The organism is Chryseobacterium sp. CY350 (assembly GCF_027945075.1).
GTDB lineage: Bacteria > Bacteroidota > Bacteroidia > Flavobacteriales > Weeksellaceae > Chryseobacterium.
This window is the reverse complement of record NZ_CP116034.1, coordinates 2,211,468-2,237,762: the sequence shown is the minus strand read 5'-3', so window position 1 is coordinate 2,237,762 and position 26,295 is coordinate 2,211,468. Positions and strand designations below refer to the sequence as shown.

Below are 26,295 nucleotides of genomic sequence, written 5' to 3'. Positions count from 1 at the left end.
TTTGATTATCTTTGAAGATTATAATTTTACAAATTTAGCAAAAAATAATATGTTCACAGGAATTATTGAAGCGGTAGGAGTTATTGAAAAGATTGAAGAAAACGGCAGCAATATTAATTTCACTTTAAGTTGTCCATTTACTCATGAATTAAAGATAGATCAGAGTCTTGCTCATAACGGCTGTTGTCTTACTGTAGTTGAGATTACAGAAAGCCAGTATGTGGTTACTGCGATCAATGAAACTTTGGAGAAAACCAATTTGGGGAAGTGGAAAGTTGGAAGCGTTGTGAATCTGGAGCGTTGCATGATGATGAATGGGAGACTAGATGGTCACATTGTTCAGGGGCATGTAGATCAAACCGGTGAAATAATTGGTATCGAGAACAAAGATGGCAGCTATTTTGTTACTGTACAGTATAATTCGGAGGGAGGTTTTGTGACGGTTCCGCAAGGTTCCATCACTGTAAACGGAATTAGTCTTACTGTAGCCAAGAGTGGCGATTTTCAGTTTTCTGTTGCTATTATCCCTTACACATGGGAATTTACCAATATGAAAAATGTTAAGATAGGAGATAAAGTAAACCTTGAATTTGATATCGTCGGTAAATACATCGCAAAATTAATTAACAAGCAGAATGTCGTTTAATAAATATAAAGGATATAGTTTAAGAAACCGGGTATTTTTTGGTTTCTTGCTCGTATGTCTTTTAAGTGTTGCTGCTTCTTCGCTGGTGCCTTACTTTGTTTTGAGAAAAAACTCTTTACAGCAAAGTAAAATTGATATGCAGGAGAAAACCAACGCTGTGATGAGGTTTTTAGACTACGCAGTTAGTCAGTCGACCGTTCGCACAAAAGATCTTCCTGTTGTTTTAAAAAATAAAATTTTTGAAATTGCAGATATTAATCAGCACGATATCATTATTTATGACCTAAAAGGGAATTACCTGCTTTCTAATAAAGATAAAGCTTTAGTAAAACAAAAAATAATTCCGCTCAAAATTGTCAACAAACTTCTCTCGACCGAATCGCGCTATGATTTCAGGGAAGTTGACGAATCAAAAGATACTGTTTTCACATCCTCATATCTTTTGCTAAAAAATAATATGCTGGAGCCAATAGGCATTATCTACATTCCTCTCTATCATAATGAATCTGCATATCTTGATGTTCTTCACAAATATGTTGTCTATATTTTAATTGTCGATATTTTGCTGATCATTTTCAGTATCTGGCTGAGCTGGGTGACCTCCGCAAATCTAGCGAAAAACATTACTAAATTTTCGGATATGATTACCAGGATTACGCTTTTTGAGAATGAAATGCGGCCTATCAAATATTATAAAAATGACGAACTTAATGCTCTCGCGCGGGCATACAACAGGATGATTCTGCAGATTCAGGATCAGCGCGAAAGACTCAGGTTTAAAGCTTCTGAAGAAGCGTGGAGGGAAATGGCAAAACAAGTTGCTCATGAAGTGAAAAATCCTTTGACGCCGATGAAGCTCACAATTCAGAATTTTGAAAGAAAGTTTAATCCGCAAGATCCGAATGTTACCGAAAAAGTAAAACAACTTAGTAAAACAATGGTAGATCAGATAGATCTTATTGCTACAGTAGCTTCAGCATTCTCAGAATTTGCCAAACTTCCGGAAAAAAATAATGAAATCATAAATCTGAATGCCGAAATTGATGATATTTTAAGGGTATTTAATGATGATCTTATATTTGTGCATTCAAATAAAAGTAACATCATGATTAATATGGATAAAATTTATTTGTCCAGAATCATAACCAATCTTGTTACAAATGCGCAGCAAGCTCAGAGTGACGATCGAAATCTTCTTGTAAATGTTGATATTGAACAACATCAGAGAAGAGTCGTTATTTCTGTACAGGATAACGGAATTGGGATTGCAGAAAATATGTTTGAAAGAATTTTTGAACCCAACTTTACCTCAAAAAACAGCGGAATGGGTCTAGGTTTATCAATGGTCAGAAAAATGGTGGAAGACTATAAAGGTCAGATCACCGTAAAATCTGAACTAGGAAAAGGCTCCACATTTATCATAACGCTACCTACTAATCTTTAGTGAAATCTTTTAACTTTAAACAGTTTGAAATTCAACAGTCATCAGACGTTTTCCGTGTGGGGACAGATGGTGTTTTGCTTGGTGCTTTAGCAAACATTCATTTGGCTGATAATGTACTGGAAGTTGGTACAGGAACAGGTTTGATCTCACTAATGTTGGCTCAAAGAAATTTGAATTCAAATTTTTTAGGAATTGATATTAATAATGAAGCGGTAGATCTCACAAAACTCAATTTTGAAAATTCTCCTTTTAAATTAAGGTTAAAAAATATACTTCAGGATTTTAAAACTTTTAAAACTGAAGAAAAATTTGATTTAATCGTTTCAAACCCGCCTTATTTTGAAGAAAACTCTTCAGGTAAAGATATTCTCGCGCGGCAAACTATTGAGTTGAATTTCCATCAATTGATTTCAAAATCATCGAAATTACTTTCAGAAAGTGGAATTTTTTCTGTAATCATTCCTTTTGAAGTTGGTGATTATTTTATTGACATGGCTAAAGAAAATCAATTATTTCTTAACCGAAAAATCAACATTTACGGAATAGAAAATTCAAAAATAAAGAGATTGATTCTTGAGTTTTCTTTAACTGATAAAACTTTTAATGAATCTGATTTTATCATAGAAAAAAGTCCGAGAAAATACTCGGAACACTATCTTGAACTCACCAAAGAGTTTCATGTTTTCGGAAAATAGATTTTAGCAAAAACAATTTTTTTTTGAATCATTAAGAGCATTTAAGGAGTTAAGGTTAATTAAGAAAATCAATGCAACTTAATAGTTCTTAACTCCTTAAATATTTCCTTAATGGTTTAATTTTATTCAAATAATTCTGCTGTATCAAGTACAGAAACTTTACCGTCTTCACATCTGATTGCTTCTCCCGGGAAATTTTGAATCATATGATAATCGTGCGTCGCCATTACTACAGCCGCTCCGTTATCGGCAGCTACTTGTTTTAGCAAAGTCATAATTTCGTTTGAAGTTTCGGGATCTAGATTTCCTGTCGGCTCATCGGCTAAGATCAGATCAGGATGATTTAATAATGCTCTTGCAATGGCAATACGCTGCTGTTCACCTCCCGAAAGTTCGTGTGGCATTTTGTGTTTCTTGCCTTTCATATTTACGCTGGAAAGTACTTCATTGATGCGCTCATCCATTTTCGCTTTGTCTTTCCATCCTGTAGCTTCAAGTACAAATTTTAAGTTTTTTTCCACCGTTCTGTCAGAGAGCAATTGGAAATCCTGAAAAACAATTCCCAGTTTTCTTCTCAGATTTGGCACATCTGAAGCTTTCATTTTTGCTAAATCAAATCCTACCACTTCGCCAACTCCTGCAACCAAAGGAATGTGTCCGTATAAAGTTTTCAAAAGCGAGCTTTTTCCCGAACCTGTTTTCCCGATAAGATAACAGAATCTGCCTTTTTTGATATTTAAATTAACATCAGTAAGCACGGTAAAATTTTTCTGTGTAATTTTTGCGTGCTGCAGATTGATAATGTTGTCTCCGGATATATGTGTATGTGGCATAAATTCAATTTTTAGAGGCTTTTTCTAAAATATTTTTTCAGATTTTAAAAATAGAAAAAAGAAGCTTTATAAACCTAAAATTTAGGAAAATTTAACAACAAAAAATGCTTGAAAAAACTTATTTTCAAGCATAATCTGTATATTGTAAAGTTAAGAATTATCTCTTAGCTCTTGCAGAACTAACTGTAAGGCTTTTTCTACCTTTAGCTCTTCTCGCTGCCAAAACTCTTCTTCCGTTTGGCGTAGACATTCTTTCTCTGAAACCGTGTTTGTTTCTTTTCTTTCTTTCTGATGGCTGGAACGTTCTTTTACTCATTACTATATATTTTAGTCGTAATTATCTATTAATTTTCAGGTTGCAAATATATGTATATTTTTATTAAGTGCAAATATAATCTCAAATTATTTTGTTTAAATATGATAACTATAAGATATAAGTTTCATGCAGGTAATGTTACTTTTTGGAGATTCATCCGTATAAAAACTTTATCTTTGAAGACTAAAATTTAAAGAAAGAAAATGTTTACACCTGCCGAACTTTTAGAAATCAATCAGCTGCTTATCCCGGAAAATAAAATCGTGATTGTTACCCATTACAATCCGGATGGTGATGCTATTGGTTCAAGTTTAGGTCTTAAACATTATCTTCGCGCAAAAGGAATTGACGCTGAGGTTGTTACTCCAAACGATTTTCCGAAATTCCTGAAATGGATGCCCGAAGCAAAGAAAAATATCATTGGCGAGTACAAAAGAAAAGTGGCTTTTGATATGATAAACGAGGCTGATGTGATTTTCTGCTTAGATTTTAATTCTCCTTCCAGAATTGGCCTTCTTGGTGACTGGCTCATGAGATCCAAAGCGAAAAAAATTCTTATCGATCACCATCAACAGCCGGAAGATTTTGATTTTGTGTATTCAGATACCATTATTCCGGCAACTTGCCAGATGATTTATCATTTTATTGAAGCGATGGATGATGAAGATTTAGTAAATAAAGAAATTGCAGAATGTCTTTATACAGGAATCATGACTGATACAGGCGGTTTCCGTTTCCGATCTACAAGTGCAGATACGCATAGAATCGTTGCTAATTTAATTGAAAAAGGTGCAGATCCTTCTGTGATCACTTCAAACACGTGGGATACCAATACTGTTTCGCGTTTACATTTACTGGCACTAGTTTTAGGGCGAATTGAAGTTGTGAATGACGGTAAAGTGGCTGTTTTGTCTTTAACGAGAAATGAACTTCAGGAATACGGCTTCCAGAAAGGAGATACTGAAGGTTTTGTTAATTACGGATTAAGCATTGTAGGCGTAAAAATGTCAGCATTTTTCATGGAAGATCTTTATGAAGATTTCATTAAAATTTCTTTCAGAAGTAAAGATGATGTAGATGTTAATCAGTTCTCAAGAAAATATTTCAGCGGTGGAGGTCATATCAACGCGGCCGGAGGAAAATCTATGGAATCTTTGCCAGATACGATCGAAACTTTTAAAGCGAGATTGATTGAAGAGAATTTGTAGTAAGTCAAGTTATTGCTAATAACTCAAAACTCATAATTTACGATAGCCCTTTTCCTCAAGCTCTTTACAGGTATAATCATACACCTCGGAAAACATATCATCAAGAAATCTTTTGTTGAATAAACTGAACTTGGTCATTTTCGGGGGATCAAGAAATATATCGCAAGAATGCGCTTTGGAATAAACAGATTTTGCAATCGCCAAATGCAAAATACGGTCAAATTCTTTCATTAAACTCATATTTTCAAGGCTGTCGTAACTGATGGAGTTCACGTGTGAGCCAATAAGAAAATCACATTTGTCTATAATTGGTTCAATCGGCAAATTGTCTAAAACTCCGCCATCAACATAAATTTTTTCGCCCATTTTTACCGGAGGCAAAACAAAAGGAACACTCGATGAAGCCAAAAGCGGACCGAATAATTCGCCCTCCGAGAAGAAATCTACAATGCCATGGGTCATTTCTGTTGCAGCAACATAAACCGGAATTTTTAAAACTTTAAAATCATCTTCCGGAAAATAATCTGTCAGCAATTTTAAAATGAATTTCGAGCTGAAAATTCCATTTTTGGAAAGTTTTAAATAAGAACGAGAGAAAAAAGTTGTTTTTTTGACGATTTCCATCATCTCGTCTGGAGAAGTTCCGATAGAATAGAATGCAGCGACGATAGATCCTGCACTGGTTCCTGAAATTATTTGTGGCTTCAGATCATATTCTTCCAGAGCTTTAAGAACTGCAATGTGGGCAATTCCGCGCATTCCGCCGCCTGATAGAGTAAGGCCGATTATCGGTTTCCTTTTTTTGAAAGAGAATAGTCCCATTGAGAATTTTATACTGTACTAAAATACAGATTTTTTATAAAATAAAAGTTAAGGTTCATCACATTCAGAATCAATTTTAATGAATAAGGCATTGAATTCATTATACATTTTTTCGTCATGCAAAGACCTTTCAATATATTCATTCGCACAGTTTCCCCATCCGAAAGTAAGCAAGTCTATCATCGCATAATCTTTCCAGTTTGAGGAATTTAGACGGTTTTCAAATTCAGTGATAATTCTCTCGGGGCTGCCGTTTCTTTTGCTCATTTCTTCACGAAGTTTTCGCCATTCAGCAATCAGGTTTTCATCATTTGAATTGACGGCTTTTGCAAAATTTGTACATTTTCCGGTAAATTTATTATGAAGTAACACAGAAGGATCAGGATAACTTGCAATATGAATTTTCTCGTATTCATATTGCTGCAGCAATGATTTATAATGTAATTCTTTGATATTTTGCCAATATGGAACATTCACGACTTTAAGATTTTCAATAGTTTTTTTATTTTCAGCGAAATCTTTGTCGAGTTTTGCTAAAATTAAATCTTTATCTCTTCTGATCTCTTCCAAATCATTTAGTTTGAAAACCGACGGTGTAATTAGTGAAACTCCTCCCATTTGAAACCATAATTTATAAGTTCCTTCAATTTCTTCACGCGAATATTTTTCGGCATCAAAATAACCTTTGCTGTCACAAAGATCTGTAACGAAAGCAAAGACTTCCGGCTGAGTAGGTTTTTGTTTTAAAGAATCTTGAGTTGTTTTTTGTATCGAAGAAGCTGTATCATTTTTCTGAATGACAGAAGATTTTGCTTCTTTTTTACAGCTCATAAGTGAGATGAAAAGCAATGTAAGTATGCAAATTCTCATAATGATTTATAGAAGAAATTTTTTCGGCAGATGGTGAAGCAGTTCTGTATTAATAATTTCTGCGCAGATGTTCGGTTTTTCCCAATGTCCGTTGTGTCCGCAATCGAGAACGTAAGATTTAATATTGGTTCTGTCAGGGAGATTTTTGATCGTATTTTCAGTTTTTACTGCGTTGTCGTGTTTTCCGGCAAGAACTAAAATTTTTGCATCCAGATTTTCCATAATATGCTGCTTATCTGTTCTTGCAACCATGCCTTTTACGCAAGCTAAAGCACCAAGATTGTTTGTTGAAAGTGCAGTTTCCAAAGCGGTTTCTATTTTTCCTTCCAAAACATCTCTTTCATTTTGATTAAATAAATTTGGAACTCCGGCTCTTGCATAATGAGCAAATGCATCTTTGATAATTCTGTAGCTTTTTATTCTCTGCTCTTTTTTCTCATCGTCATCTGCAAAATAAGTTGAAAAAAATAAGGTCAGACTTTTAAGGCTTTCAGGAAATTTTTCAGCAAAAGCTAAAGAAGTATAACCGCCCATCGAATGACCGAGAAGATGAATTTTATCTAAATTTTCATGATCAACAACTTTTTTTACTTCTTCCGCCATGAGTTCCATCGTATGAACTTCCGCAAGAATATCAGATTTACCGTGGCCGGGAAGATCAATTTTTAACAAAGTAAAATCTTTTGAAAGATGTCCTTCCATGTCACTCCAGATGCTGAGGTTTTCCATAAAACCGTGAAGCAGGACCAAAGTTTCTTTTCCGTCGCCTTTCTTTTCGTAGTTGAGCATAGTTTAAATTTTAAAAATGAATATCGATGTAATCAACAAAACCCGAACCGTTTACCATATCCTGAAGTCTATACGTTTTTCCGCCATCTTTTGACATGAAAGTCTTTGTGCCTTTTCTGGTGTAAGGCTTTCCGTTGTCATTGTCTGAAATTCGTTGAGTGATTTCTCCTGTGAAATTCATGCTTTTAGGCGAAAGTACCATTACAAATCCCTTTAAAGTAATAGAATTTGCACCTGATTTTATATCACCCGAAACGTTGTAATTATCTCGTTCATCTTCAATTTTCGTGAAATTTACAGATCCTGAATATTTTGGTGAACTGTCATTTTGATAAACGAATTTATGACTTCCGCTAAAGTCCTTAAAGCGGTTTCTGCTGTTTAAAGCTTTAATGCTGTCGTTAATTTTTGTTCTTTCCGCATTGATCGAATCTACGGGATTGGTAGTTTTCGTGGTTGGATTTTCTTTTTTAGAACATGAGAATGTAAGAATTCCGGCAATGGCTATTACTAAAGTTTTTTTCATCTATTGATAAATTATATTCTCAAATTTAAATAAAAAAAGAGCATTATAAAAATGCTCTTCAGTTTATTTTGTTACGTTTTCGTAAACTTTCTTTTCCCAGGGTTTGATGTCTGTAATTCCGTATCGCTCTTTTTTGGAGATGGCAATATTGTCTAAAACATCAACGAAATTTTTATAGTTTGCATCATCAGTTGGTTTTACAATAATGGTGAAAATTTCTTTATTTGGAGCTTTACTGAACGCCTCAGAAATAACTTTGGAAATTTCAACTCCGCTAAAACTTGCTTCTTTTAAATTGTTTTCAGTTAATTCTATCTCATTGCTTTGATGATAAAAAACTCTATTATCTTTTCCGAGAATGAATGTGACTTGATTTAAATTGTCAATATAAGGGATGTTTATCGGGTTAGGATTCGGATCTTTTGCAGGTAAACCAAGATCCATCACATTGGGTTTTGTAAAATTGGTGGTAAACATAAAAAAGGTAATTAATAGAAATCCTAAATCCACCATTGGAGTCATATCTACTCTGATTGGTTTCTTTTTTTGTTTTCCTCCTTGCTTTTCTTGTGCGATAATTTCAGCCATGGTCGTATTTTTTATGTTAAACAAACTTTGATAAAGATTAATATATTGTTTCTTAATTATAAGAATCAATGCAAAGTTTATACCTAAAATTAAGAATTGTTAACTATAATCTATTTAATGAAATGTTTCGCATAATTGTGAGGTGAAAAATTCAGACAAAAAAAACTCACACCTTTCGATGTGAGTTTCTGTAATTAAGTAGGAAGTTATTTACTGTTCTTATAATAATTAACTCCACATTCAAGGAATTTTTTAAAATCTTTTTTATCCATATATCCGGAAACCGGGGTGTTGATAACTTTTCCGTCCGGAGTTATTAAAACATAATGCGGCTGAGAATTGTTGTTGAAATTTATCTGCTGAAACAAACTCCATCGGTCACCGATTGTTTTTACTTTTTTCACCTGTCCTTCACCCAGATCAATTTTAGTTTTCTGATCTTCAGGAAGTTCTTCTTTGTCATCGACATACAATGAAGCTAAAACCACATCGTTCTGAAAAAGCGGCAAAATGTCAGGCTCGCTCCAGACAAACTCTTCCATTTTTCTACAGTTTTCACAACCGTAACCAGTAAAGTCAATTAATATAGGTTTGTTTTCTTTTTTAGCTAATTCAATGGCGCTAAAGAAATCATGTTCCGGTTTCATTCCCAAAATTCCGTCTTTTTCATCATGGAAATAGCTTACATTCAATGGCGGTAAAATTCCACTTAATAATTGCATTTTCGGTCTTTCTGCCGGAATTAATCCCTGAATCAAATATATCACAAAACCGATTCCCAAAATTCCCAAAATTTTTCTTGTTAAAGAAATTTTCGGTTTCTTATCATCATGTGGAAATCTGATTAATCCGAATAAGTATAAAACCAAACCAATCCCGACAACGATCCAAATCGCGATGAAAAGTTCTCTTTTAATTAAAAATGTTTTGGAAACTAAATCTGCTTTTGAAAGGAATTTTAAAGCTAAAGCCAATTCGATAAAACCTAAAACCACTTTCACGGTATTCATCCATCCGCCAGATTTCGGAAGACTTTGTAAAGCCTGTGGAAATAATGCCAAAAGTCCGAAAATAATTGCCCAAGCCAAACCAAAACCTGTTAAAGCTAAAGTTAAAAGTGTCGGAATATGAGATGAACCCGATAATGATCCTCCTAACAAACTTCCTAAAATGGGACCGGTACAAGAGAAAGATACGATCACCAAAGTCAGTGCCATGAAGAAAATACCGATAATACCTCCTGCTTCTTCTGCTTTTGAAGATTTGTTCGCAATCGAACTTGGTAACGAAATATCATAATATCCGAAGAAACTTCCTGCAAAGAAAATAAAGATGATAAAAAATACAATATTCAGCCAGACGCTTGTTGAAATTTCGTTGAAAATATTTCCTGCAATTCCGTCAATTAAATGGAAAGGAACACTTAATAAAACAAAAATCATCAAAATGAAAAATCCGTAGATCAACGCATCTCGTTTACCTTTTGCTTTGTTTTGGCTTCCTTTTGTGAAGAACGAAACCGTCAGAGGAATCATCGGGAAAACGCATGGAGTCAATAAAGCGATCAATCCGCCAATGAATCCTAAGAATAAATACATCCAATAATTTTCAGATGCAACTACCGCCTCAGTTCCGCAATCTGTCAAAGGTTTTTTGAAATCTATCGACGCAATTTTCAATTGTTTAGGATCAAGTTTCGAAGTTTCTGTCGCGGTAACTTCAGTTTTTGCTGGATTTTCTACTACCGTTTCAGTTGTTTTTACAGAATCTTTTACTTCTTCAGTTGGCGTAACAGTATCTTCCGAAACTCCTTTTGGAGTAATTTTTTGAGTAAATTCTAAAGTATTCGGAGCCAGACAAACTCTGTCATCACATGTCTGATAAGTAATTTCAGCAACTACTTCTCCGGGTTTTGTGCCGTCTTTTAATTTAAATTTCTGCTTAAAACCTGCAGCGTTAGAATAAAAAATAATCGTTCCGCCGAAAGCTTCAGAAAATTCTTCATGCTTTTTTCCGACTTCCTGAAATTTCCCGATCAGCTCTATGTTTTTCCCCGAAACAATGTATTCGGTCGGGATTCCCGTATCTTCAGGAATATCTCTTGAGTAAATATGCCAACCGCTTTCCAAAGTCGCATTCAGAACGGCTTCGTACTGATTGTTGCCCAATTCGTTTACGGTGAATTTGAATTTTACAGGATTTTTTATTTGTGCATTGATTCCTGCGAATAAGAACAGGAGAATGAGTAAAAACCAGTTTTTGAATTTCATTTTACTTTTCATTAAAAATTGTGAGAATGCATTTCGTTCCCTCATCTTTTGCGTAGCGTCTATCTTGTCTGAAAGGAAGAATGCCTAAAACACTGTTGTTTCCGTCTGTCAGAAGCCAGATTTTTTGCTTGGCTAAAATAGACAATTTTTCGTCCTTAAAAAACTTCGAAACTTTCTTTTTTCCCGAAAAACCAATAGGATAGAAGTGATCACCTTCCTTTTTTCTCCGTAATTTGATAGGAAACGCGAGTTTTTCTGCATCAAAATCCCAACTTACGGTTTTATTGATTCCTTCGATGCTTTCAATTGTATCTTCGAGATTTATGAAGATTTGGTTTTCAAATACACTTATTTTTTCCACTAAAATAATTTCATCATGATCTTCTTTGCCTTGATTTAATTTATTTAAAATCAAATCGTTTCTATTAATAATTAGTCGATAATGTTCAGAAAAAAAAGAACTTCCGGTTTCAGCCTGAAAGATTTTTTTTATCTCGTTTTCCTGATCAAAACCGTATTTTTTTAAAATTTCAAACTGCACAAAATCGCTTTCATTATTGAGTTTTTCTTTGTCGAAAATTTTATTTTCCACGTTTGAAATCGTGATTCTGTTTTCAATTTCTTCAATCTGATGCTGTATAAAGTCTTTCGTTTGATTTAAATAAGACAGAGATTTTTTAAAATTCTCCAGGAAATGATCATTCGTTTCCAAAAGTTTTGGAACCAATTCGTTTCTGATTTTATTCCGCAAATAATCATTTTTTTTATTAGAAAGATCTTCGCGGTATTCTATATTGTTTTCTCTAGCAAAATCATAAATTTCTTCTTTAGAAAAATGCAAAAGCGGCCTGAGAATTTTATGGTCGTTTGCTGGGATTCCGCTTAAACCTTTAATTCCGGAAGCTTTAGATAAATTAATAATGAAAGTTTCAAGCTGATCGTTCAGATGATGAGCGGTAACCAGAAATTCTAAATTTTCTTTTTCCTGAATTTGCTTAAAAAAATCATATCGGAGTTCTCTTGCCCAAAGCTGAATAGAATTTTCGGGTCTCTGATCTTTTTCTGAAACTTCGTATAAATGAAATTTAATATTATTTTTAAAACAGAAATCTTCTACCACTTTTTGATCGGAATCAGAATCTTTGCCGCGAAGTTTGTAATTGACATGAGCAACCTGAAATCTGTAATCTAATGCCTTGAAAATGAAAGCTAAAACCATAGAATCTGCGCCTCCGCTTACCGCTAAAAGATATGTCTCGTTTTCAGTGGGTTTCGTAAGATTTGCAAGTTGTTTTTTAAAGTCTGACAGTTGAAGCATAACGCTTAGAATTTCTTTTATACAAAGATAAACCTTAATTTAAAATGAATTTTCCTAAATTTGAATCGTCTAAAAAAAGATTATTTATGAAGATTATTAAAATTTTAGCAGTTTCTGCAATGGTGTTGGGCGTAACATCTTGTGTAAGTAAAAAACAGTATGACGCGTTGAGCGGAAACTACAAGCAGTGTATCGAAAACATTGGCGAGAGACAGAGAGAAATTCAGGATTTGAAGTCTCAAAACTCTAGTTTGGCCAGTGAAAATAATTTATTGAAAAGTCAGCATGATGCTCTAAAATCATCATTAGATGCGTGTCTTTCGAACACAGGGAAGAGTTCTGCAAATATTGATAAATTGGTGGGTGAGATCAACTCATCCAATATGTATATCAAGCAGCTTATCTCTGCGAATGCTAAGAATGACAGTTTGAATTTAGCATTATCAAACAAGCTTAAGAGATCTTTAGACAATATGGCTGATCAGGATGTTCAGGTAAAAGTTCTAAAAGGCGTTGTTATGATCTCGCTTTCTGATAAAATGTTGTATAAAGTAGGAGATTACAATGTGCTTCCGGCAGCTCAGGAAGTTTTGGGTAAAGTAGCAAAAGTGATCAACGATTACGATAAATATTCTGTATTGATAGAAGGTAATACAGATAATTCTCCTTTAAGCTCTGCAAATTTACCGAGAGACAACTGGGATCTTTCTGCATTAAGAGGAACTTCGGTTGCGAAAGTATTGCAAAGTCAATTTGGTGTAGACCCGGCAAGAATAACAGCAGGAGGACGTTCAGAATACAATCCTAAAGCAACAAACATGAGTGTTTCAGGAAGAGCAGAAAACAGAAGAACAGAGATCATCATTATGCCTAAACTTGATGAGTTTATGAAATTGATGGATATTACTCCAAAGAAATAAATTTCTTAAAATTAACCACAAAAAGAATCCCGATAATTTTTTATCGGGATTTTTCTTTAGACAACGTCTTCTCTTTTAAGCTTTGAGAAAATTGCTTTTAAAAGCGGATGACGCTCTCTCGTTCGAGGATTTTTTTTTCCTGAAGGATCAGTTTGTTTCATCAACTTGTTTTCTACCTCCGACTCGAATAATGTTTTTTTCATCACCAATTGACTTGGCTTTTCCATAAAGCAAATTTACCACTAAAAACCGTTACAAAGCATCCGTGTTTTTACGGTATTTAATAATAATTTCGATCATTACAGTTCTTTAAAATTGTTTATATTTATTTAAATTTGAATCTTAAAATTATCTGAATGAGTTTTTTTGAAGAAAAGAATGCTGAAATGGATCGGTATCTGGAAAATCATGCTTCTGCAGAGCCCGAAATTCTTAGGAAACTGAGGAGAGAAACTTTCCAGAAGACCACGCAGCCACACATGATTTCCGGTTATCAGCAGGGAAGATTACTGACGATCATTTCAAAAATTTTGCAGCCGAAAAATATTTTAGAAATAGGAACTTTTACAGGATACGCGGCACTTTGCATGGCTGAAGGTTTGTCAAAAGACGGAAAGTTGACTACTTTGGATGTAAACGAAGATTTAGCCTACTTACCCAAAAAATATTTTGCCGAGAGCGAATTTTGTAATCAGATTCATTTTAAACTTCAGGATGCGAAAGAATTTTTAAAGGAAACAGACGAAATTTTTGATCTCGTTTTTATTGATGCAGACAAAGAAAATTATACCGAATATTTCAGGTTGATAAAGCCTAAAACAAAATCCGGCTCAGTGGTAATGTTCGATAATGTGCTTTGGTACGGGAAAGTCTTAGACGAAAACCCAAAACAAAAGCAAACGCAGATTATTAAAGAACTGAATGATTTGGTGGCGAAAGATGAAGATTTTGAAAATCTTATTTTACCTTTGCGTGACGGAGTAAATCTGCTTCGCAGGAAATAAATTCAGGCAAAGATTTAGGCTCATCATTATTGGCTTTAGTCTTAACCTAAAAATTAAAAAAATGGATATAGGAATTTGCGTTGTTACGGTAGCGCCTGTGCGTGCAGAAAATTCTGATAGAGCTGAGATCGTTACAGAGATTTTGTTCGGGGAAAGTGCAGATATTCTGGAAGTGAATAAAAACTGGACCAAAATAAAGATGCACTACGACGGTTATGAAGGCTGGATGGATACCAAACAGATAAAGCATGTAAGCGATGAACATTTGAAAAGCAGGAAAGTAACGCTGATTACAGAAAATTTTGCATCAATTATGACCAATGATGGTCGTACTTTGCTTTCGATGGGATCTGAAGTTGAATATCCTGCCGTTGCATCAAGACGCAGCCACGATGTGAGAGAAAGTATCGCATTGACTGCTAGAGAATTTCTGAATGTCCCTTATTTGTGGGGTGGGAAAAGTTTTTTTGCAGTAGACTGTTCTGGGTTTGTGCAGTTGGTTTTTAAGATTCATAACATTAAACTGCCGAGAGATACTTATCAGCAAGCTGAAGTTGGCGAAGTTTTAAGTTTCGTCGAAGAAAGTCAGCCAGGAGATCTTGCTTTTTTTGAAAATTCTGAAGGCAAAATAATTCATGTAGGAATTATGCTCGAAAACCAAAAAATCATTCATGCATCCGGAAAAGTAAGAATCGATACACTTGATTCTACAGGTATTTTTAATAAAGAATTGAATAAACATACGCATAAACTGAGAGTGATTAAAAGTGTTATCTAATGAAAACTTCGAGTATACTTTTAGGAATAAATATTTTGCTGCTTGTGTTCATATGGGTTTTCATAGGAATTAATTACAGCGGCTTACCGGAAACCGTACCTTCTCATTTTGCAGTTAACGGTGATATAGATGGAGAAAGTGAAAAGCGTGCAATATGGCTCTTACCGGGTATTGCAACATTTCTCTTTTTGTTGCTTGTCGGTATTCCGAGGAACATAGATTCGCCAATGCTAAATGTTCCACCATCTTACCGGAATAAAGAAAGTTTAAAGTTTTTCGCTTATAGCATATTGCTTCCCATATTGCTTTTAATAGCAGATACCGTTGTTGAAAGTATTCTTATTGCGCAAGGTAAATTGGAGGAAATGAGCAACGCTGTTTTTGTCTTGTTATTTCTATCACTCCTTGTCGTGGGAATTCATATTTTTAGAATGATTAAAGAAAGTAACGCTGCAACACCTAAAATTCAAAATTGAGTATTCTTTACAACATATTCATTCACCTTCTCATCTTCGGAATGAAGGTTTTTTCGTTTTTTAATGATAAAACTAAAAAAGGCATTGAAGGGAGAAAGCAGTCCGTAGATATAATTAAATCAAAGCTTTCAACAACAGATAAGGTTATTTGGATGCATGCTGCAAGTTTAGGCGAGTACGAACAAGGTTTGCCAGTTCTAGAAAAGTTGAAAGAACGCTTTCCATCAAATAAAATTTTAGTTACTTTCTTTTCACCTTCAGGTTATGATAATGTCGTAAAGAAGAAAAATATTGCAGATGTAATTTGTTATCTGCCATTTGATACAAAAAGAGATGTTAGCGATTTTCTTTCTTATTTAAATATTGAACTATTTTTTACGGTGAAGTATGATTATTGGTATAATTTACTTAATGAGCTGAAAAACAACAACATTAGAACCTATGTGATTTCAGCAATGTTCTATGAAAATCAGTCATTTTTTACGTCATACGGGAAATGGTTTGTAAAGCAATTGAAAAACAATATCACATGGTTTTTTCATCAGACACAGCACTCTTATTTTTTGGCTAAAAGTATTGGGTTAGTTAATGCATCGGTGACTGGCGATACGAGATTTGACCGCGTCAAAAAGCTGAAAAACCGAGATAATCATGTGGATTTTATTCACAAATTCATTGGTCATGACAAAGCAATCGTTTTTGGAAGCTCATGGCAGGCTGAAGAAAAATTGGCAAAAATGATTTTTGAGAAAAACCAGAATGTGAAACTGATGATCGCTCCTCATGATTTAAAAAGAGTAGAAAATTTAAAAAATATTTTTCCAAATGCGATGCTTTACAGCGAGTTGAGCAGTCCAAAAATCCAGTCTTTCAACTCAACAATACTCATTATTGATAGTATAGGTTTGTTGTCGAAACTGTATTCTTTCGCAGATATTGCCGTTGTTGGTGGTGGATTTCACGACTCAGGATTGCACAATATTCTTGAAGCAGCCACTTTTGATGTTCCGGTAATTTTTGGGGATCACTATAAGAAAAATCCTGAAGCAGATGATTTAATCAAATTTGGTGGCGCAAAATCTTTTGAACAAGAAAATGAAGCCGCAGAATTTGTTCTTTATCTTTTAAATAATAATGAAGAACTGAAAACAATGTCTGAAAATGCAGGAAAGTTTGTGTCTGAACAACCGGATTCTTCAGAATTAATTATGAAGAAAATTCTATCATTTTAGAAATCCCTGATTTTTAATATCTTTTACGATGAGGTCTAAATGATCAGGAATTTTTTCAATCGTTAACCAGTTAAAATCAAAACTGTTATTGATACACAGCTTTTCTAAATATCTGTTTTCGTGAATTTTTGATTCTATACTTTCTAATATTTCATTAAGCTCCATCCAATAATCTTCGTCAATTTTTTTAATTGAAATTATAGCTTTTAAAAGTTTGTTAATCAAATAGATGTAGAGTTTGTAAATATTATCAAATCTTTGATGGTTAAGCTTGTCATTACTTTCTAATATTTGATTCACGAGAAATAGTTGCAGATAAATGTCTCCGAATTTATCGGTTGTAATTTTTACGTGTTCAGTAATTTCGGCACTTATTTTTCTGATTAAAACTAAAAAATATTTCGGATTTCCGATGTACTTTGAAGCCAGAAGAACTCGTTCTTCGATCAGTTCTTCCATCTGAGTTCTTTTCTGATCTGTCGTTTCGGTGTCAATTAATTCAAAATAAAGTTTTTTTGATAAAAGCTTATCTTTCTTCAACAAGCGGAAAATCAAACGGTCCTTTTCAATTGCCGAAAAATTACTCAGTGCAGCTTTAAATTCTTTTGAATATTCCATTAATTAAATATTTTAGAGTACTTTAAAAATCCATTAAACGCCCAATTGGCTGTGTAATACAGTGATTTCGCAGTAGAAAATTTCATGAAATCTTTGTATACCAAATATTGATCCTTTATGATATTCTGCTTTTTTCTCGAAACACTTGTAGGATGCATTCTGTATTTTGCCATCGTTTTTGGAAGAGGTTTTCCCACCGGAATTTTCTTAAGAAGATTCAGCCACATTACATGATCTTCTCTTTTGCTTCCTTCAGGAAAATATTCTATACCCACTCTTTTAGAATCGTACATTGATGAAAGTAAAGAAAGCCGGCAGGTTTTTAATAAATTATCAAACGTGACTTCTTTATCTGCTTTAAAATCTTCAATTTTCGGAACTAAATTTTCATCACATCTTGCATAAGTAGAGTAGGCGATTTCAGCATTCTCCGTTTTCATAAATGATACCATTTCTGCAAGAAATTCTGGTTCCCAAAAGTCGTCGGCATCTAGAAAAGTTATAAATCTTCCGTTTGCGTTTTTCAGAGAAATATTTCTCGCATGACCTGCGCCTCCGTTTTTTTCTGAAACGGTAAGTTTTATTCTAGGATCATTAAGTTTCTGAATAATCTCCACAGAATGATCTGTCGATCTGTCATCTGTAATCAGCCATTCCCAATCTGTGAAAGTCTGGCTCTGGATAGAGCTGATCGTTTCTTCTAAAAATTTTGAAGAATTGTAGCATGGCGTAATGATAGAAACTTCAGGCATTCTGTATTTTTTGCAAATATAAGCGTTTGGAAATAGTCTCTGAAAAGCGGTATTTTTAAGAAAATGCAAATTATGATTCCAAAATTCAAAAAAAATGATTGACTTTTAATAAAAAATCATAATTTTATGCCTTGAAAAATTTGATCTATGAAGAAATTAGCATTATTATTTGCAGGTTTATCATTAATGGTAGCTACTACCTCATGTAAAGATGACGAAGAAACGGTACAGGAGTTCTCAATCGTAGGAACCTGGAAGCCTGTCGCAGAAGTAAGAACTGAGGTTGATCTAGACGGTGTTGGTGTTTCAGACCAAATCAACTACACGACTTGCCAACAACAATCTACATGGGTTTTTGCAGATAATTCTTCAGGGAAAAGAACAGATAAGGACGAGGCAGGAAACCCTTTGGTTTGTTCTACAATCAATCAGCGTAACTTTTCTTATTCATATAATAAGTCTGATAAAAATTTCGAAATAAAATATCAGGGAACAGTTGTTACTCAAAAAGGTAAGATCGTTGATCTCACCGCAGAAACAATGAATTTGAAAATTGAAGACAATGTTGATCCTACAGTTTACAAGGCGACGACCTACACTTTCAAAAGAGTTGCTCAATAATAAATAAATTTTACAAGCATAAAATCTCATCTCAGGATGAGATTTTTTTGTTTTAGGGAGATTTAGTTTAAAATTAAATTTTCATTTCTTTTAAAATCATTATTTTTGTGAAAACTAGATTTAGAATTAATATAAAACTGAGTTCTAAGATCTAAAGTCTAACATCTAACATCTATTATAAAAAGTGTTTTACGATCATCAGCAGATAGAAAAAAAGTGGCAGAAATACTGGGAAGACAATCAAACCTATAAAACGTCCGATAAAACAGATAAACCAAAATTTTATGTTCTCGATATGTTTCCGTATCCGTCCGGAGCAGGTCTTCACGTGGGTCATCCGCTCGGATATATTGCGTCAGATATTTATGCGAGATATAAAAGACATCAGGGTTTTAACGTTCTTCACCCGGTTGGTTATGATAGCTTCGGACTTCCTGCTGAGCAATATGCAATACAGACAGGTACGCATCCTGCGATTACGACCGAGCAAAACATTACGAGATATGAGGAGCAGTTGAGAAAAATTGGTTTTTCATTCGACTGGAACAGGGAAGTAAGAACGTCTGACGCTTCTTATTATAAATGGACCCAATGGATTTTTATTGAATTGTTCCATTCATGGTATAATAAAAATACGGACAAGGCAGAATCTATCGAAACCTTAATCAAACATTTTGAAGAAAAAGGAACAACAGGTTTAAATGCCAATCAAAACGACGAATTAAATTTCACTTCAGAAGAATGGAAAAATGCTTCTGAGATTGATAAAGAAGATATTTTATTAAATTACCGTTTGGCTTATAGAGCGGAAACTACTGTAAACTGGTGTCCAGCTTTAGGAACAGTTTTAGCGAATGATGAGGTAAAAGACGGTAAATCAGAAAGAGGAGGTTATCCTGTTTTTCAGAAGAAAATGATGCAGTGGAGCATGAGAATTTCTGCTTACTCTGAAAGATTATTACAAGGTTTAAAAACTCTTGACTGGCCACAACCATTGAAAGATTCACAGGAATACTGGATCGGAAAATCGCAGGGTGCTCAGGTGAAATTTAATGTAGAAGGTCATGATGAGATCGTTGAGGTTTTCACTACAAGACCAGACACTATTTTTGGAGCAACTTTTATGGTTCTGGCTCCCGAAAATCCTTTGGTTGAAAATATTACAACTGCAGAACAAAAAGTTGAAGTAGATACTTATATAGAAGAAACTTCCAAGAAAACCGAACGCGATCGAATGTCTGATGTGAAAAACGTTTCAGGAGCTTTCACGGGAAGTTATGCGATCAATCCTTTCAGCAATGAAAAGATGCCGATCTATATTTCAGATTATGTTTTGATGGGTTACGGAACGGGAGCTGTAATGGCTGTTCCTGCGCATGACGAGCGTGATCATCGATTTGCAAAGAAATTTAATTTAGAAATTAAAAAAGTTGTAGAAACTGATGAAGACATTCAGGAAAAATCTTTCGATTCTAAAGATTCTATTTGTGTAAATTCAGATTTCTTAAACGGCTTGCATTATAATGATGCAAAAGTATTAATTATCGATGCAATTGAGAAAAAAGGAATCGGTCACGGAACTACAAATTACAGACAGCGAGATGCGATTTTCTCAAGACAGCGTTATTGGGGAGAGCCGGTTCCTATTTATTATAAGGAAGGAATGCCTTACACCTTACCAAATTCTGCTCTGCCTTTGGAACTTCCTGAAGTTGAAAAATATTTACCAACAGAAGACGGAGATCCGCCATTAGGAAATGCAAAAACGTTCGCATGGGATGAAAGGAACCAAAAAGTTGTTGCTACAGATTTAATTGATGACAAAACGGTTTTCCCTTTAGAATTATCTACAATGCCGGGTTGGGCAGGAAGTTCATGGTATTTCCTCAGATATATGGATCCTAATAATGATGAAGTTTTTGCTAAAAAAGAACTTTCGGATTATTGGGGACAAGTAGATTTATACATTGGTGGAAGCGAACATGCAACCGGACACTTATTATATTCCCGTTTTTGGAATATGTTCTTAAAAGACAGAGGTTATATTAATCAAGATGAGCCTTTCCAAAAGTTGATCAATCAAGGGATGATTTTGGGAATTATTGAAAGTTCATATAAAAGTCAACATAAATCCAATCATGTTTATCAAGGGAAAAACAGTTATTTAGTTTTTAGTGATAATGAAGAATTGGGAGATTTGATATTTGATAAGAAGGCAATTAAAGAAGGATTCAATATTCAAGTATCAGGAGATTGGTTGCAAAAACTTTCAGTTCCTATAGAATTTGTTAAGGATTACAATAATAATGAAAAAGAAGCTTTCTTAAATGAACAAGGAATTTTAGAGTATATCAATTGGCAAACTTTCAAAAATCCTGTATTTATTACTGTTGATGGATATTATAAATTTTCTGAAAAAAAGTTTTATAATTGGGATGGTTCAGCTAAAAATATTGAAGATATTAAATTCTTTACAGATAGTGAACAGGGAAAAATGTCTAAATCAAAATACAATGTTGTAAATCCAGATGACATCTGTGAAGAATACGGAGCAGACGGGTTGAGATTGTATGAAATGTTCTTAGGTCCGTTAGAACAATCCAAGCCTTGGAACACGCAAGGTCTTAGCGGAGTTTACGGTTTCCTGAAAAAATTCTGGAATCTGTATTTTAATGGAGATGCTTTTGAAGTTTCTGAAGAAGAGCCAACAAAAGCGGAATACAAAATTTTACACACATTAATAAAGAAAGTTGTTTACGATATAGAGAATTTTTCATTTAATACATCAGTATCTTCATTTATGATTGCTGTCAACGAGTTACAGAAAATAAAATGTAACAAGCGCAATATTTTAGAACCTTTAGCCGTTATAATCTCCCCATATGCTCCACATATCTGTGAAGAGGTATGGAATTTGCTTGGTCACAGCGGGTCGATAGAGTTTGAAAAATTCCCTGTACTCAACGAAGAATATTTAATTGAGGACGAAATTAATTATCCGGTAAGCGTAAATGGTAAGATGAAATTTAAAATTTCACTTTCTGCGCAACTTTCGGCACAAGAAGTTGAAGTTTTAGTGCTTCAAAATGACAAAATGAAAGAAATTCTGGATGGTAATGTGCCAAAAAAGATTATCGTAGTGCCAAAAAAAATCGTAAACATCGTAATTTAAAATAAATTTAACATTGGTAATTTCAAAAAATTAAGGTGCAAATATTTTTGATTTTTTAATATATTTACAATTAATGATAAAAATCAGTAAAATATTTACATATAATTACAATATCGGAATCGTATTAAATTTTCGTTATCAAAAAAAGACAAAATGTTTATTTAAGACTATTGCATTTTAAGTAATTTTGCCTTTATTTTACAACTTTAAAATTTTTAAACAATATAATTTAGTTAAATATGGAAATGAATGTTTCAAAAAATGATGAGCAAGTAGTTGCTAAAAAAGCAGGAGGTCTTAATCCGGCTGTAATTATTCCTATTCTATTAGTTATAGGAATTTGTATTTATTTATTCGTTCTTGGTAGCCCGGGGAATTTTAAAGATGCAGATAAACTAGGAAGTGGTTCTGTTGCTTTTTCAAGTGTTGAAGGGAAAGACATTCACCCAGAGTCGTTTTTGGGAATTATCTACAAAGGAGGGATCATTGTACCGATCTTGATCACTTTCATGATCACGGTAATCGTTTTCTCTTTCGAAAGATATTTTATTCTTAGCAAAGCTGCTGGAAAAGGTAACTTAGATAATTTCGTAGTAAAAGTAAGAAGCTTACTAAACCAAAACAGAGTAGACGAAGCTTTAGAAGAGTGTGACAGACAAGAAGGTTCTGTAGGTAACGTAGTAAAAGAAGGTCTTACAACTTACAAGGCACTTTCTAATGACACTACATTAAACAAAGAGCAAAAAATGGTTGCTTTGAACAAAGCGATCGAAGAAGCTACAACTCTTGAAATGCCAATGCTTGAAAAAAACATGATGATTCTTTCTACTCTAGGTACAGTTGCAACATTGATCGCACTACTAGGAACAGTAATCGGGATGATTAAGGCATTCTTCGCATTAGGTTCTGGAGGTGGTACTCCTGATGCTGCTGCACTTTCTACAGGTATTTCTGAAGCATTGATTAATACAGCTTTAGGTATTGGTACTTCTGCAATTGCGATTATGCTTTACAACTATTTTACATCTAAAATTGACGGATTGACTTATAAGATCGACGAGATCGCTATGAGCATCCAGCAGTCTTTTGCAGAATTCAACTAAGAATTTTGTAGCAAGATATTTGCAGTGTAAAAAGAAGTTTAATTAAAAATAAATATAAATAAATGGCGAGAGTCAAACCAAAAAGACATGGGGTAGTTACGGATATGACGGCAATGTGTGACGTTGCATTCCTACTACTTACGTTCTTTATATTGACCACTCAGTTTAAAAAACCTGACGTGGAGCAGATTAAGCCGCCATCTTCGATCTCAGAAAAATTACTTCCTGATGCTAGTTTAATGACTATCAACGCTACACCAGACGGAAAATTTTATTTCCAGCCTGTTGATAACGGTTCAGAAAGAGTACAGCTTTTAGATAAAATGGGTCAAAAGTACGGCGTTACTTTTGACAACAAACAAAAAGTTGCGTTTCAAAGAGTTCAGGCAATTGGGGTTCCTATGAACCAGCTGAAAAGCTATCTTAATTTGCCGGAAGATGAGCAGAAGAGTTTCAAGAGTCCTACAGGGATTCCTATGGATAGTACTAATAAACAATTAGTTGACTGGGTAGAGCAAAGTTTAAGCGTTAATCCTGATTACAAATTAGCAATCAAGGGTGATGTAACTACAGGATATCCTAAAGTTAAAAGTTTATTTGAGGGTTTAAGAGATATCGATTTTCTTAAATTTTGGTTGATAACGTCACAAGAAGGTAAACCTAATGAATAATATCATTTAGAAATGGCAGAAGTACAAGTACAGGAAAAAGGCGCCAAAGGCGGCAAGGTACGTTCCAAGAAACAGAGTACCAGAGTCGATATGACTCCGATGGTGGACTTGGGTTTTCTATTGATTACCTTCTTTATGTTCACAACCACATTCTCTAAACCGAATGTTATGGATTTGGGTCTTCCGGCAAAACCGAAAGAGAATACACCGAAACCACCACCAACAGAAATTAAACTTTCTAATTCAATTTCTTTATTATTAGGTAAAGACAATAAGATTTTTTGGCATCAGCAGGATAATACATCTCTGACTGATCAAACTCTTAACGAAACTAGCTTTGATAGAGAAGGTATCAGAAAGATCATTGAGCAAGCAAAGAGGAGTGCGGCTGATAGAACTAAATTTACAGTGATTATCAAACCGACTGACGATGCAGTGTATAAGAACTTTGTAGACATTCTTGACGAAATGGCAATTACCAAAAGTGAGCAGTACGGTGTTACTGATCTTAAGCCTTGGGAAAAAGCTATTTACGACAAAAAAGTAGGGAATCCAGCTGGTGCTGCTCCTGCAACAAAGTAATTTAACCATTAAATTTGAATTACAATGGCAGATGAAAATGCGTACAGTCAGAATCTTTCATTAGATGAGATTGTATTTGAAAATAGAAATAAAAGTTATGGTGCATATGATATCAGAACTCAGTACCCTAGGTTACTGACAAAATCTTTTATCATCGGTACATCATTGTTCTTGCTAGCTGCTTTGAGCCCTTTTATATATCTTACTATCCAAAAGATGAACGAACCACCTCCACAAGAAGTAAACGCTGATCTGGTGGAAATTTTGGAAGATGATCCTATTATAGAAGAAGTTAAACCAGATGAACCACCACCACCACCGCCTCCAAAAGAGGAAGAAAAGATTGAGGTTATCCAGAACGTAGTTCCGGAACCGGTGAAGGCTCCGAAAATTGAGACTCCACCACCACCAATCTCTAAGCAGTTGGAAACTCAAACAGGTTTAGTAGCTCAGGAAGGAGTAAAAGCTCCTGCATATACGCCACCGCCACCGCCGCCATCTACAGGAACTAAAGCTTCAACAGCTGAAGTAAAACCTCAGGTGAGTGATACTCAGGTGTACAGTGAAGTAGAGCAGACTGCTGAATTTCCTGGAGGAATAAATGCGTTTAGAAATAAAGTTTCTGGGAACTTCGATGGTTCAGCAATGAATGGTGATGAAGGGACTGTAAAAACTGAAATCACTTTCGTTGTAGAAAGAGACGGATCAATTACAGACGTAAAAGCTAACGGTAAAAATGCAGACTTTAATTCTGAAGCTGTTAGAACGATAAAGTCTATTAAAAATAAGTGGACTCCTGCAAAAATCAATGGTCAATCTGTTCGTTACAGATTTAGATTACCATTAACAATGAATTTTGAAGGTTAAGATTATCTTAAATACTATTAAAAAAGAGAAGCAATAGCTTCTCTTTTTATTTTTTTTAATACTTTTGTTATATGATGTTCAATTGGTTATCCTTAGTTACAGGATTGTTTTATATAGTTCTCGGTGTTGTAATTATTGTTTACAAATTCTTTTTTACACTTTTGGAACCTGCGGTTGCTTATCCTCTTGGAGGTTTGGTAATGTTGTACGGAGTTTTCAGAATTTGGCGAGCTGTTTCAAAAATTAAAAATACATGAGATCATGAGTAAATTAAAATTTGTGCTCATATTGCTTTTTGCTTTTGCGGTAAGTTGTTCTAAAAAGGAAGATAAATCTCCCTCTTATCACAAAGGTGATATGACGATATTAACAGACGATTCGTTTAAAAGCGTAACAGAAGCGTTAGCTGATGGATATATGATCAACTATCCAGATACAAAAATTAAGGTTGTATCGAAAAAAGAAGATCTTGGTTTTTTAGATCTGTTACATGACAAGGCGAGAATTGTCGTGATGTCTAAGGAACTTTCTGCAGAAGAAGTAAAAGCGTATGAAGAACAAGCTGATCTGAAATTTTTGCCTGCAAAATTTGCCGCGGATGCTGTTGTTTTTGTCGTTCCCAAAAATTCTACGAGAACTAGTATTACGATGGAAGAAATAGCTCAGGGAATGCAGTCAGAAAGCAAGAATTTTATATTTGATGGTGCAAATTCAAGTAATTTGAACTTTGTAGCACAAAAATTAAATAAACTTCCCAAAGATTTAAAATATTCTATAATTCCGGGAAGTGCAAATGTTATTAAAGAGCTAGGAAAATATCCCGACAAAATAGGTGTAGTTGGTCTCAATACAATCAGTCGACCGTACGATAACGAATCCGAAAATTTAAGAGAACTTATAAAAATACTACCTGTGGATAATAAAGGTAAACTTTACGCTCCTGACTTCGAGGGCTTGCGAGAAATGAAATATCCGTTCACTAGAGTTTTATATTTCTTAACAAACGAAGGTAATTTCAACATAGCAAGCGGTTTTATAAGATACTCATGTACACAATTGGGTCAGATAATAGTTCAAAAAGAAGGTCTGCAGCCTTATAATATTTATCGCAGAGAAGTGCAGATGCGTTAAATAATATTAAATATGCTTCACCACCAGAATATTTCCTGTATTT

At 34.2% G+C, this 26,295-nt stretch carries 29 protein-coding genes; 17 read left to right on the top strand and 12 right to left on the bottom strand.

Annotated features, from left to right (window positions below; translation table 11 throughout):
- The first annotated feature begins 49 nt into the window (after positions 1-49).
- Genes PGH12_RS10320 through PGH12_RS10310 form a run of 3 tightly spaced genes read left to right on the top strand, consistent with a single transcriptional unit; the run spans position 50 to position 2,785 of the window.
- Positions 50-646: a riboflavin synthase gene (locus PGH12_RS10320; protein ID WP_267599417.1), complete on the top strand. Its 597-nt coding sequence runs from the start codon at positions 50-52 to the stop codon at positions 644-646.
- Positions 636-2,090, top strand: coding sequence for a sensor histidine kinase (locus tag PGH12_RS10315; RefSeq protein ID WP_267599418.1), 1,455 nt, complete (start codon positions 636-638; stop codon positions 2,088-2,090). The genes PGH12_RS10320 and PGH12_RS10315 overlap by 11 nt, the downstream gene beginning before the upstream one ends.
- Positions 2,090-2,785 (top strand): tRNA1(Val) (adenine(37)-N6)-methyltransferase, encoded by a 696-nt coding sequence (locus PGH12_RS10310; RefSeq protein WP_267599419.1) that lies wholly within the window; start codon positions 2,090-2,092, stop codon positions 2,783-2,785. The genes PGH12_RS10315 and PGH12_RS10310 overlap by 1 nt, the downstream gene beginning before the upstream one ends.
- A gap of 122 nt (positions 2,786-2,907) precedes the next feature.
- On the opposite strand, the gene PGH12_RS10305 is transcribed toward PGH12_RS10310, so the two are convergent.
- Positions 2,908-3,618, bottom strand: coding sequence for a cell division ATP-binding protein FtsE (locus tag PGH12_RS10305; RefSeq protein ID WP_267599420.1), 711 nt, complete (start codon positions 3,616-3,618; stop codon positions 2,908-2,910).
- Between the two features lie 157 nt (positions 3,619-3,775).
- Complete coding sequence (rpmH, locus tag PGH12_RS10300; RefSeq protein WP_034679005.1) at positions 3,776-3,934, bottom strand: 50S ribosomal protein L34; 159 nt, start codon at positions 3,932-3,934, stop codon at positions 3,776-3,778.
- Between the two features lie 203 nt (positions 3,935-4,137).
- On the opposite strand from rpmH, the gene PGH12_RS10295 reads away from it, so the two are divergent.
- Positions 4,138-5,142 (top strand): DHH family phosphoesterase, encoded by a 1,005-nt coding sequence (locus PGH12_RS10295; RefSeq protein ID WP_267599421.1) that lies wholly within the window; start codon positions 4,138-4,140, stop codon positions 5,140-5,142.
- A 30-nt stretch (positions 5,143-5,172) separates the two neighbouring features.
- Here PGH12_RS10295 and PGH12_RS10290 read toward each other — a convergent pair whose 3' ends face one another.
- From PGH12_RS10290 to tilS, 7 genes are all read right to left on the bottom strand, one after another.
- Positions 5,173-5,964 (bottom strand): patatin-like phospholipase family protein, encoded by a 792-nt coding sequence (locus PGH12_RS10290; RefSeq protein ID WP_267599422.1) that lies wholly within the window; start codon positions 5,962-5,964, stop codon positions 5,173-5,175.
- A 48-nt stretch (positions 5,965-6,012) separates the two neighbouring features.
- The gene (locus PGH12_RS10285) at positions 6,013-6,795 is read right to left on the bottom strand and encodes a hypothetical protein (protein ID WP_267599423.1); all 783 of its coding nucleotides are present in this window, start codon (positions 6,793-6,795) and stop codon (positions 6,013-6,015) included.
- A 45-nt stretch (positions 6,796-6,840) separates the two neighbouring features.
- Positions 6,841-7,623: an alpha/beta fold hydrolase gene (locus tag PGH12_RS10280; protein WP_267599424.1), complete on the bottom strand. Its 783-nt coding sequence runs from the start codon at positions 7,621-7,623 to the stop codon at positions 6,841-6,843.
- 10 nt (positions 7,624-7,633) lie between these two features.
- Positions 7,634-8,149, bottom strand: a complete 516-nt coding sequence (locus PGH12_RS10275; RefSeq protein ID WP_267599425.1) for a hypothetical protein — start codon at positions 8,147-8,149, stop codon at positions 7,634-7,636.
- A gap of 63 nt (positions 8,150-8,212) precedes the next feature.
- The gene (locus PGH12_RS10270) at positions 8,213-8,737 is read right to left on the bottom strand and encodes a biopolymer transporter ExbD (protein ID WP_267599426.1); all 525 of its coding nucleotides are present in this window, start codon (positions 8,735-8,737) and stop codon (positions 8,213-8,215) included.
- Positions 8,738-8,943: 206 nt separating this feature from the next.
- On the bottom strand, positions 8,944-11,007 hold the full coding sequence (locus tag PGH12_RS10265) for a protein-disulfide reductase DsbD family protein (RefSeq protein WP_267599427.1): 2,064 nt from the start codon (positions 11,005-11,007) through the stop codon (positions 8,944-8,946).
- A 1-nt stretch (position 11,008) separates the two neighbouring features.
- Entirely contained in the window at positions 11,009-12,325 is a 1,317-nt protein-coding gene (tilS, locus tag PGH12_RS10260) for a tRNA lysidine(34) synthetase TilS (RefSeq protein ID WP_267599428.1), read from the bottom strand.
- Between the two features lie 86 nt (positions 12,326-12,411).
- Between tilS and PGH12_RS10255 the strand changes: the two genes are divergently transcribed.
- A complete protein-coding gene (locus PGH12_RS10255; protein WP_267599429.1) occupies positions 12,412-13,245 on the top strand; it encodes an OmpA family protein in 834 nt (277 codons plus the stop codon).
- 56 nt (positions 13,246-13,301) lie between these two features.
- Here PGH12_RS10255 and PGH12_RS10250 read toward each other — a convergent pair whose 3' ends face one another.
- Positions 13,302-13,472, bottom strand: coding sequence for a hypothetical protein (locus PGH12_RS10250; protein WP_267599430.1), 171 nt, complete (start codon positions 13,470-13,472; stop codon positions 13,302-13,304).
- A gap of 129 nt (positions 13,473-13,601) precedes the next feature.
- Here PGH12_RS10250 and PGH12_RS10245 point away from each other — a divergent pair, with 129 nt between their 5' ends.
- From PGH12_RS10245 to PGH12_RS10230, 4 genes are all read left to right on the top strand, one after another.
- Positions 13,602-14,249: an O-methyltransferase gene (locus PGH12_RS10245; protein WP_267599431.1), complete on the top strand. Its 648-nt coding sequence runs from the start codon at positions 13,602-13,604 to the stop codon at positions 14,247-14,249.
- 61 nt (positions 14,250-14,310) lie between these two features.
- A complete protein-coding gene (locus PGH12_RS10240) occupies positions 14,311-15,027 on the top strand; it encodes a C40 family peptidase (RefSeq protein WP_267599432.1) in 717 nt (238 codons plus the stop codon).
- A complete protein-coding gene (locus PGH12_RS10235; RefSeq protein WP_267599433.1) occupies positions 15,027-15,503 on the top strand; it encodes a DUF1648 domain-containing protein in 477 nt (158 codons plus the stop codon). Before PGH12_RS10240 ends, PGH12_RS10235 begins: the two co-directional genes overlap by 1 nt.
- Positions 15,500-16,735, top strand: a complete 1,236-nt coding sequence (locus PGH12_RS10230; protein ID WP_267599434.1) for a 3-deoxy-D-manno-octulosonic acid transferase — start codon at positions 15,500-15,502, stop codon at positions 16,733-16,735. Before PGH12_RS10235 ends, PGH12_RS10230 begins: the two co-directional genes overlap by 4 nt.
- Here PGH12_RS10230 and PGH12_RS10225 read toward each other — a convergent pair.
- Together PGH12_RS10225 and PGH12_RS10220 are read right to left on the bottom strand one after the other, a co-directional pair.
- Positions 16,727-17,353, bottom strand: coding sequence for a deoxyuridine 5'-triphosphate nucleotidohydrolase (locus PGH12_RS10225; protein WP_267599435.1), 627 nt, complete (start codon positions 17,351-17,353; stop codon positions 16,727-16,729). The two genes, PGH12_RS10230 and PGH12_RS10225, sit on opposite strands and share 9 nt — an antisense overlap.
- Complete coding sequence (locus tag PGH12_RS10220) at positions 17,353-18,105, bottom strand: glycosyltransferase family 2 protein (protein ID WP_267599436.1); 753 nt, start codon at positions 18,103-18,105, stop codon at positions 17,353-17,355. The genes PGH12_RS10225 and PGH12_RS10220 overlap by 1 nt, the downstream gene beginning before the upstream one ends.
- 147 nt (positions 18,106-18,252) lie before the next feature.
- Between PGH12_RS10220 and PGH12_RS10215 the strand changes: the two genes are divergently transcribed.
- From PGH12_RS10215 to PGH12_RS10180, 8 genes are all read left to right on the top strand, one after another.
- The gene (locus PGH12_RS10215; protein WP_267599437.1) at positions 18,253-18,726 is read left to right on the top strand and encodes a lipocalin family protein; all 474 of its coding nucleotides are present in this window, start codon (positions 18,253-18,255) and stop codon (positions 18,724-18,726) included.
- A 184-nt stretch (positions 18,727-18,910) separates the two neighbouring features.
- Positions 18,911-21,898: a leucine--tRNA ligase gene (locus PGH12_RS10210; RefSeq protein WP_267599438.1), complete on the top strand. Its 2,988-nt coding sequence runs from the start codon at positions 18,911-18,913 to the stop codon at positions 21,896-21,898.
- Positions 21,899-22,137: 239 nt separating this feature from the next.
- Positions 22,138-23,001, top strand: a complete 864-nt coding sequence (locus PGH12_RS10205; protein ID WP_267599439.1) for a MotA/TolQ/ExbB proton channel family protein — start codon at positions 22,138-22,140, stop codon at positions 22,999-23,001.
- A 62-nt stretch (positions 23,002-23,063) separates the two neighbouring features.
- Positions 23,064-23,672, top strand: a complete 609-nt coding sequence (locus tag PGH12_RS10200; RefSeq protein WP_267599440.1) for an ExbD/TolR family protein — start codon at positions 23,064-23,066, stop codon at positions 23,670-23,672.
- A 12-nt stretch (positions 23,673-23,684) separates the two neighbouring features.
- Positions 23,685-24,254, top strand: a complete 570-nt coding sequence (locus tag PGH12_RS10195) for an ExbD/TolR family protein (protein WP_267599441.1) — start codon at positions 23,685-23,687, stop codon at positions 24,252-24,254.
- A gap of 24 nt (positions 24,255-24,278) precedes the next feature.
- The gene (locus PGH12_RS10190; protein ID WP_267599442.1) at positions 24,279-25,121 is read left to right on the top strand and encodes an energy transducer TonB; all 843 of its coding nucleotides are present in this window, start codon (positions 24,279-24,281) and stop codon (positions 25,119-25,121) included.
- A gap of 71 nt (positions 25,122-25,192) precedes the next feature.
- Complete coding sequence (locus PGH12_RS10185) at positions 25,193-25,378, top strand: C4-dicarboxylate ABC transporter (protein WP_324290987.1); 186 nt, start codon at positions 25,193-25,195, stop codon at positions 25,376-25,378.
- 4 nt (positions 25,379-25,382) lie between these two features.
- Entirely contained in the window at positions 25,383-26,252 is an 870-nt protein-coding gene (locus PGH12_RS10180; RefSeq protein ID WP_267599443.1) for a PstS family phosphate ABC transporter substrate-binding protein, read from the top strand.
- The last annotated feature ends 43 nt before the right edge of the window (positions 26,253-26,295 follow it).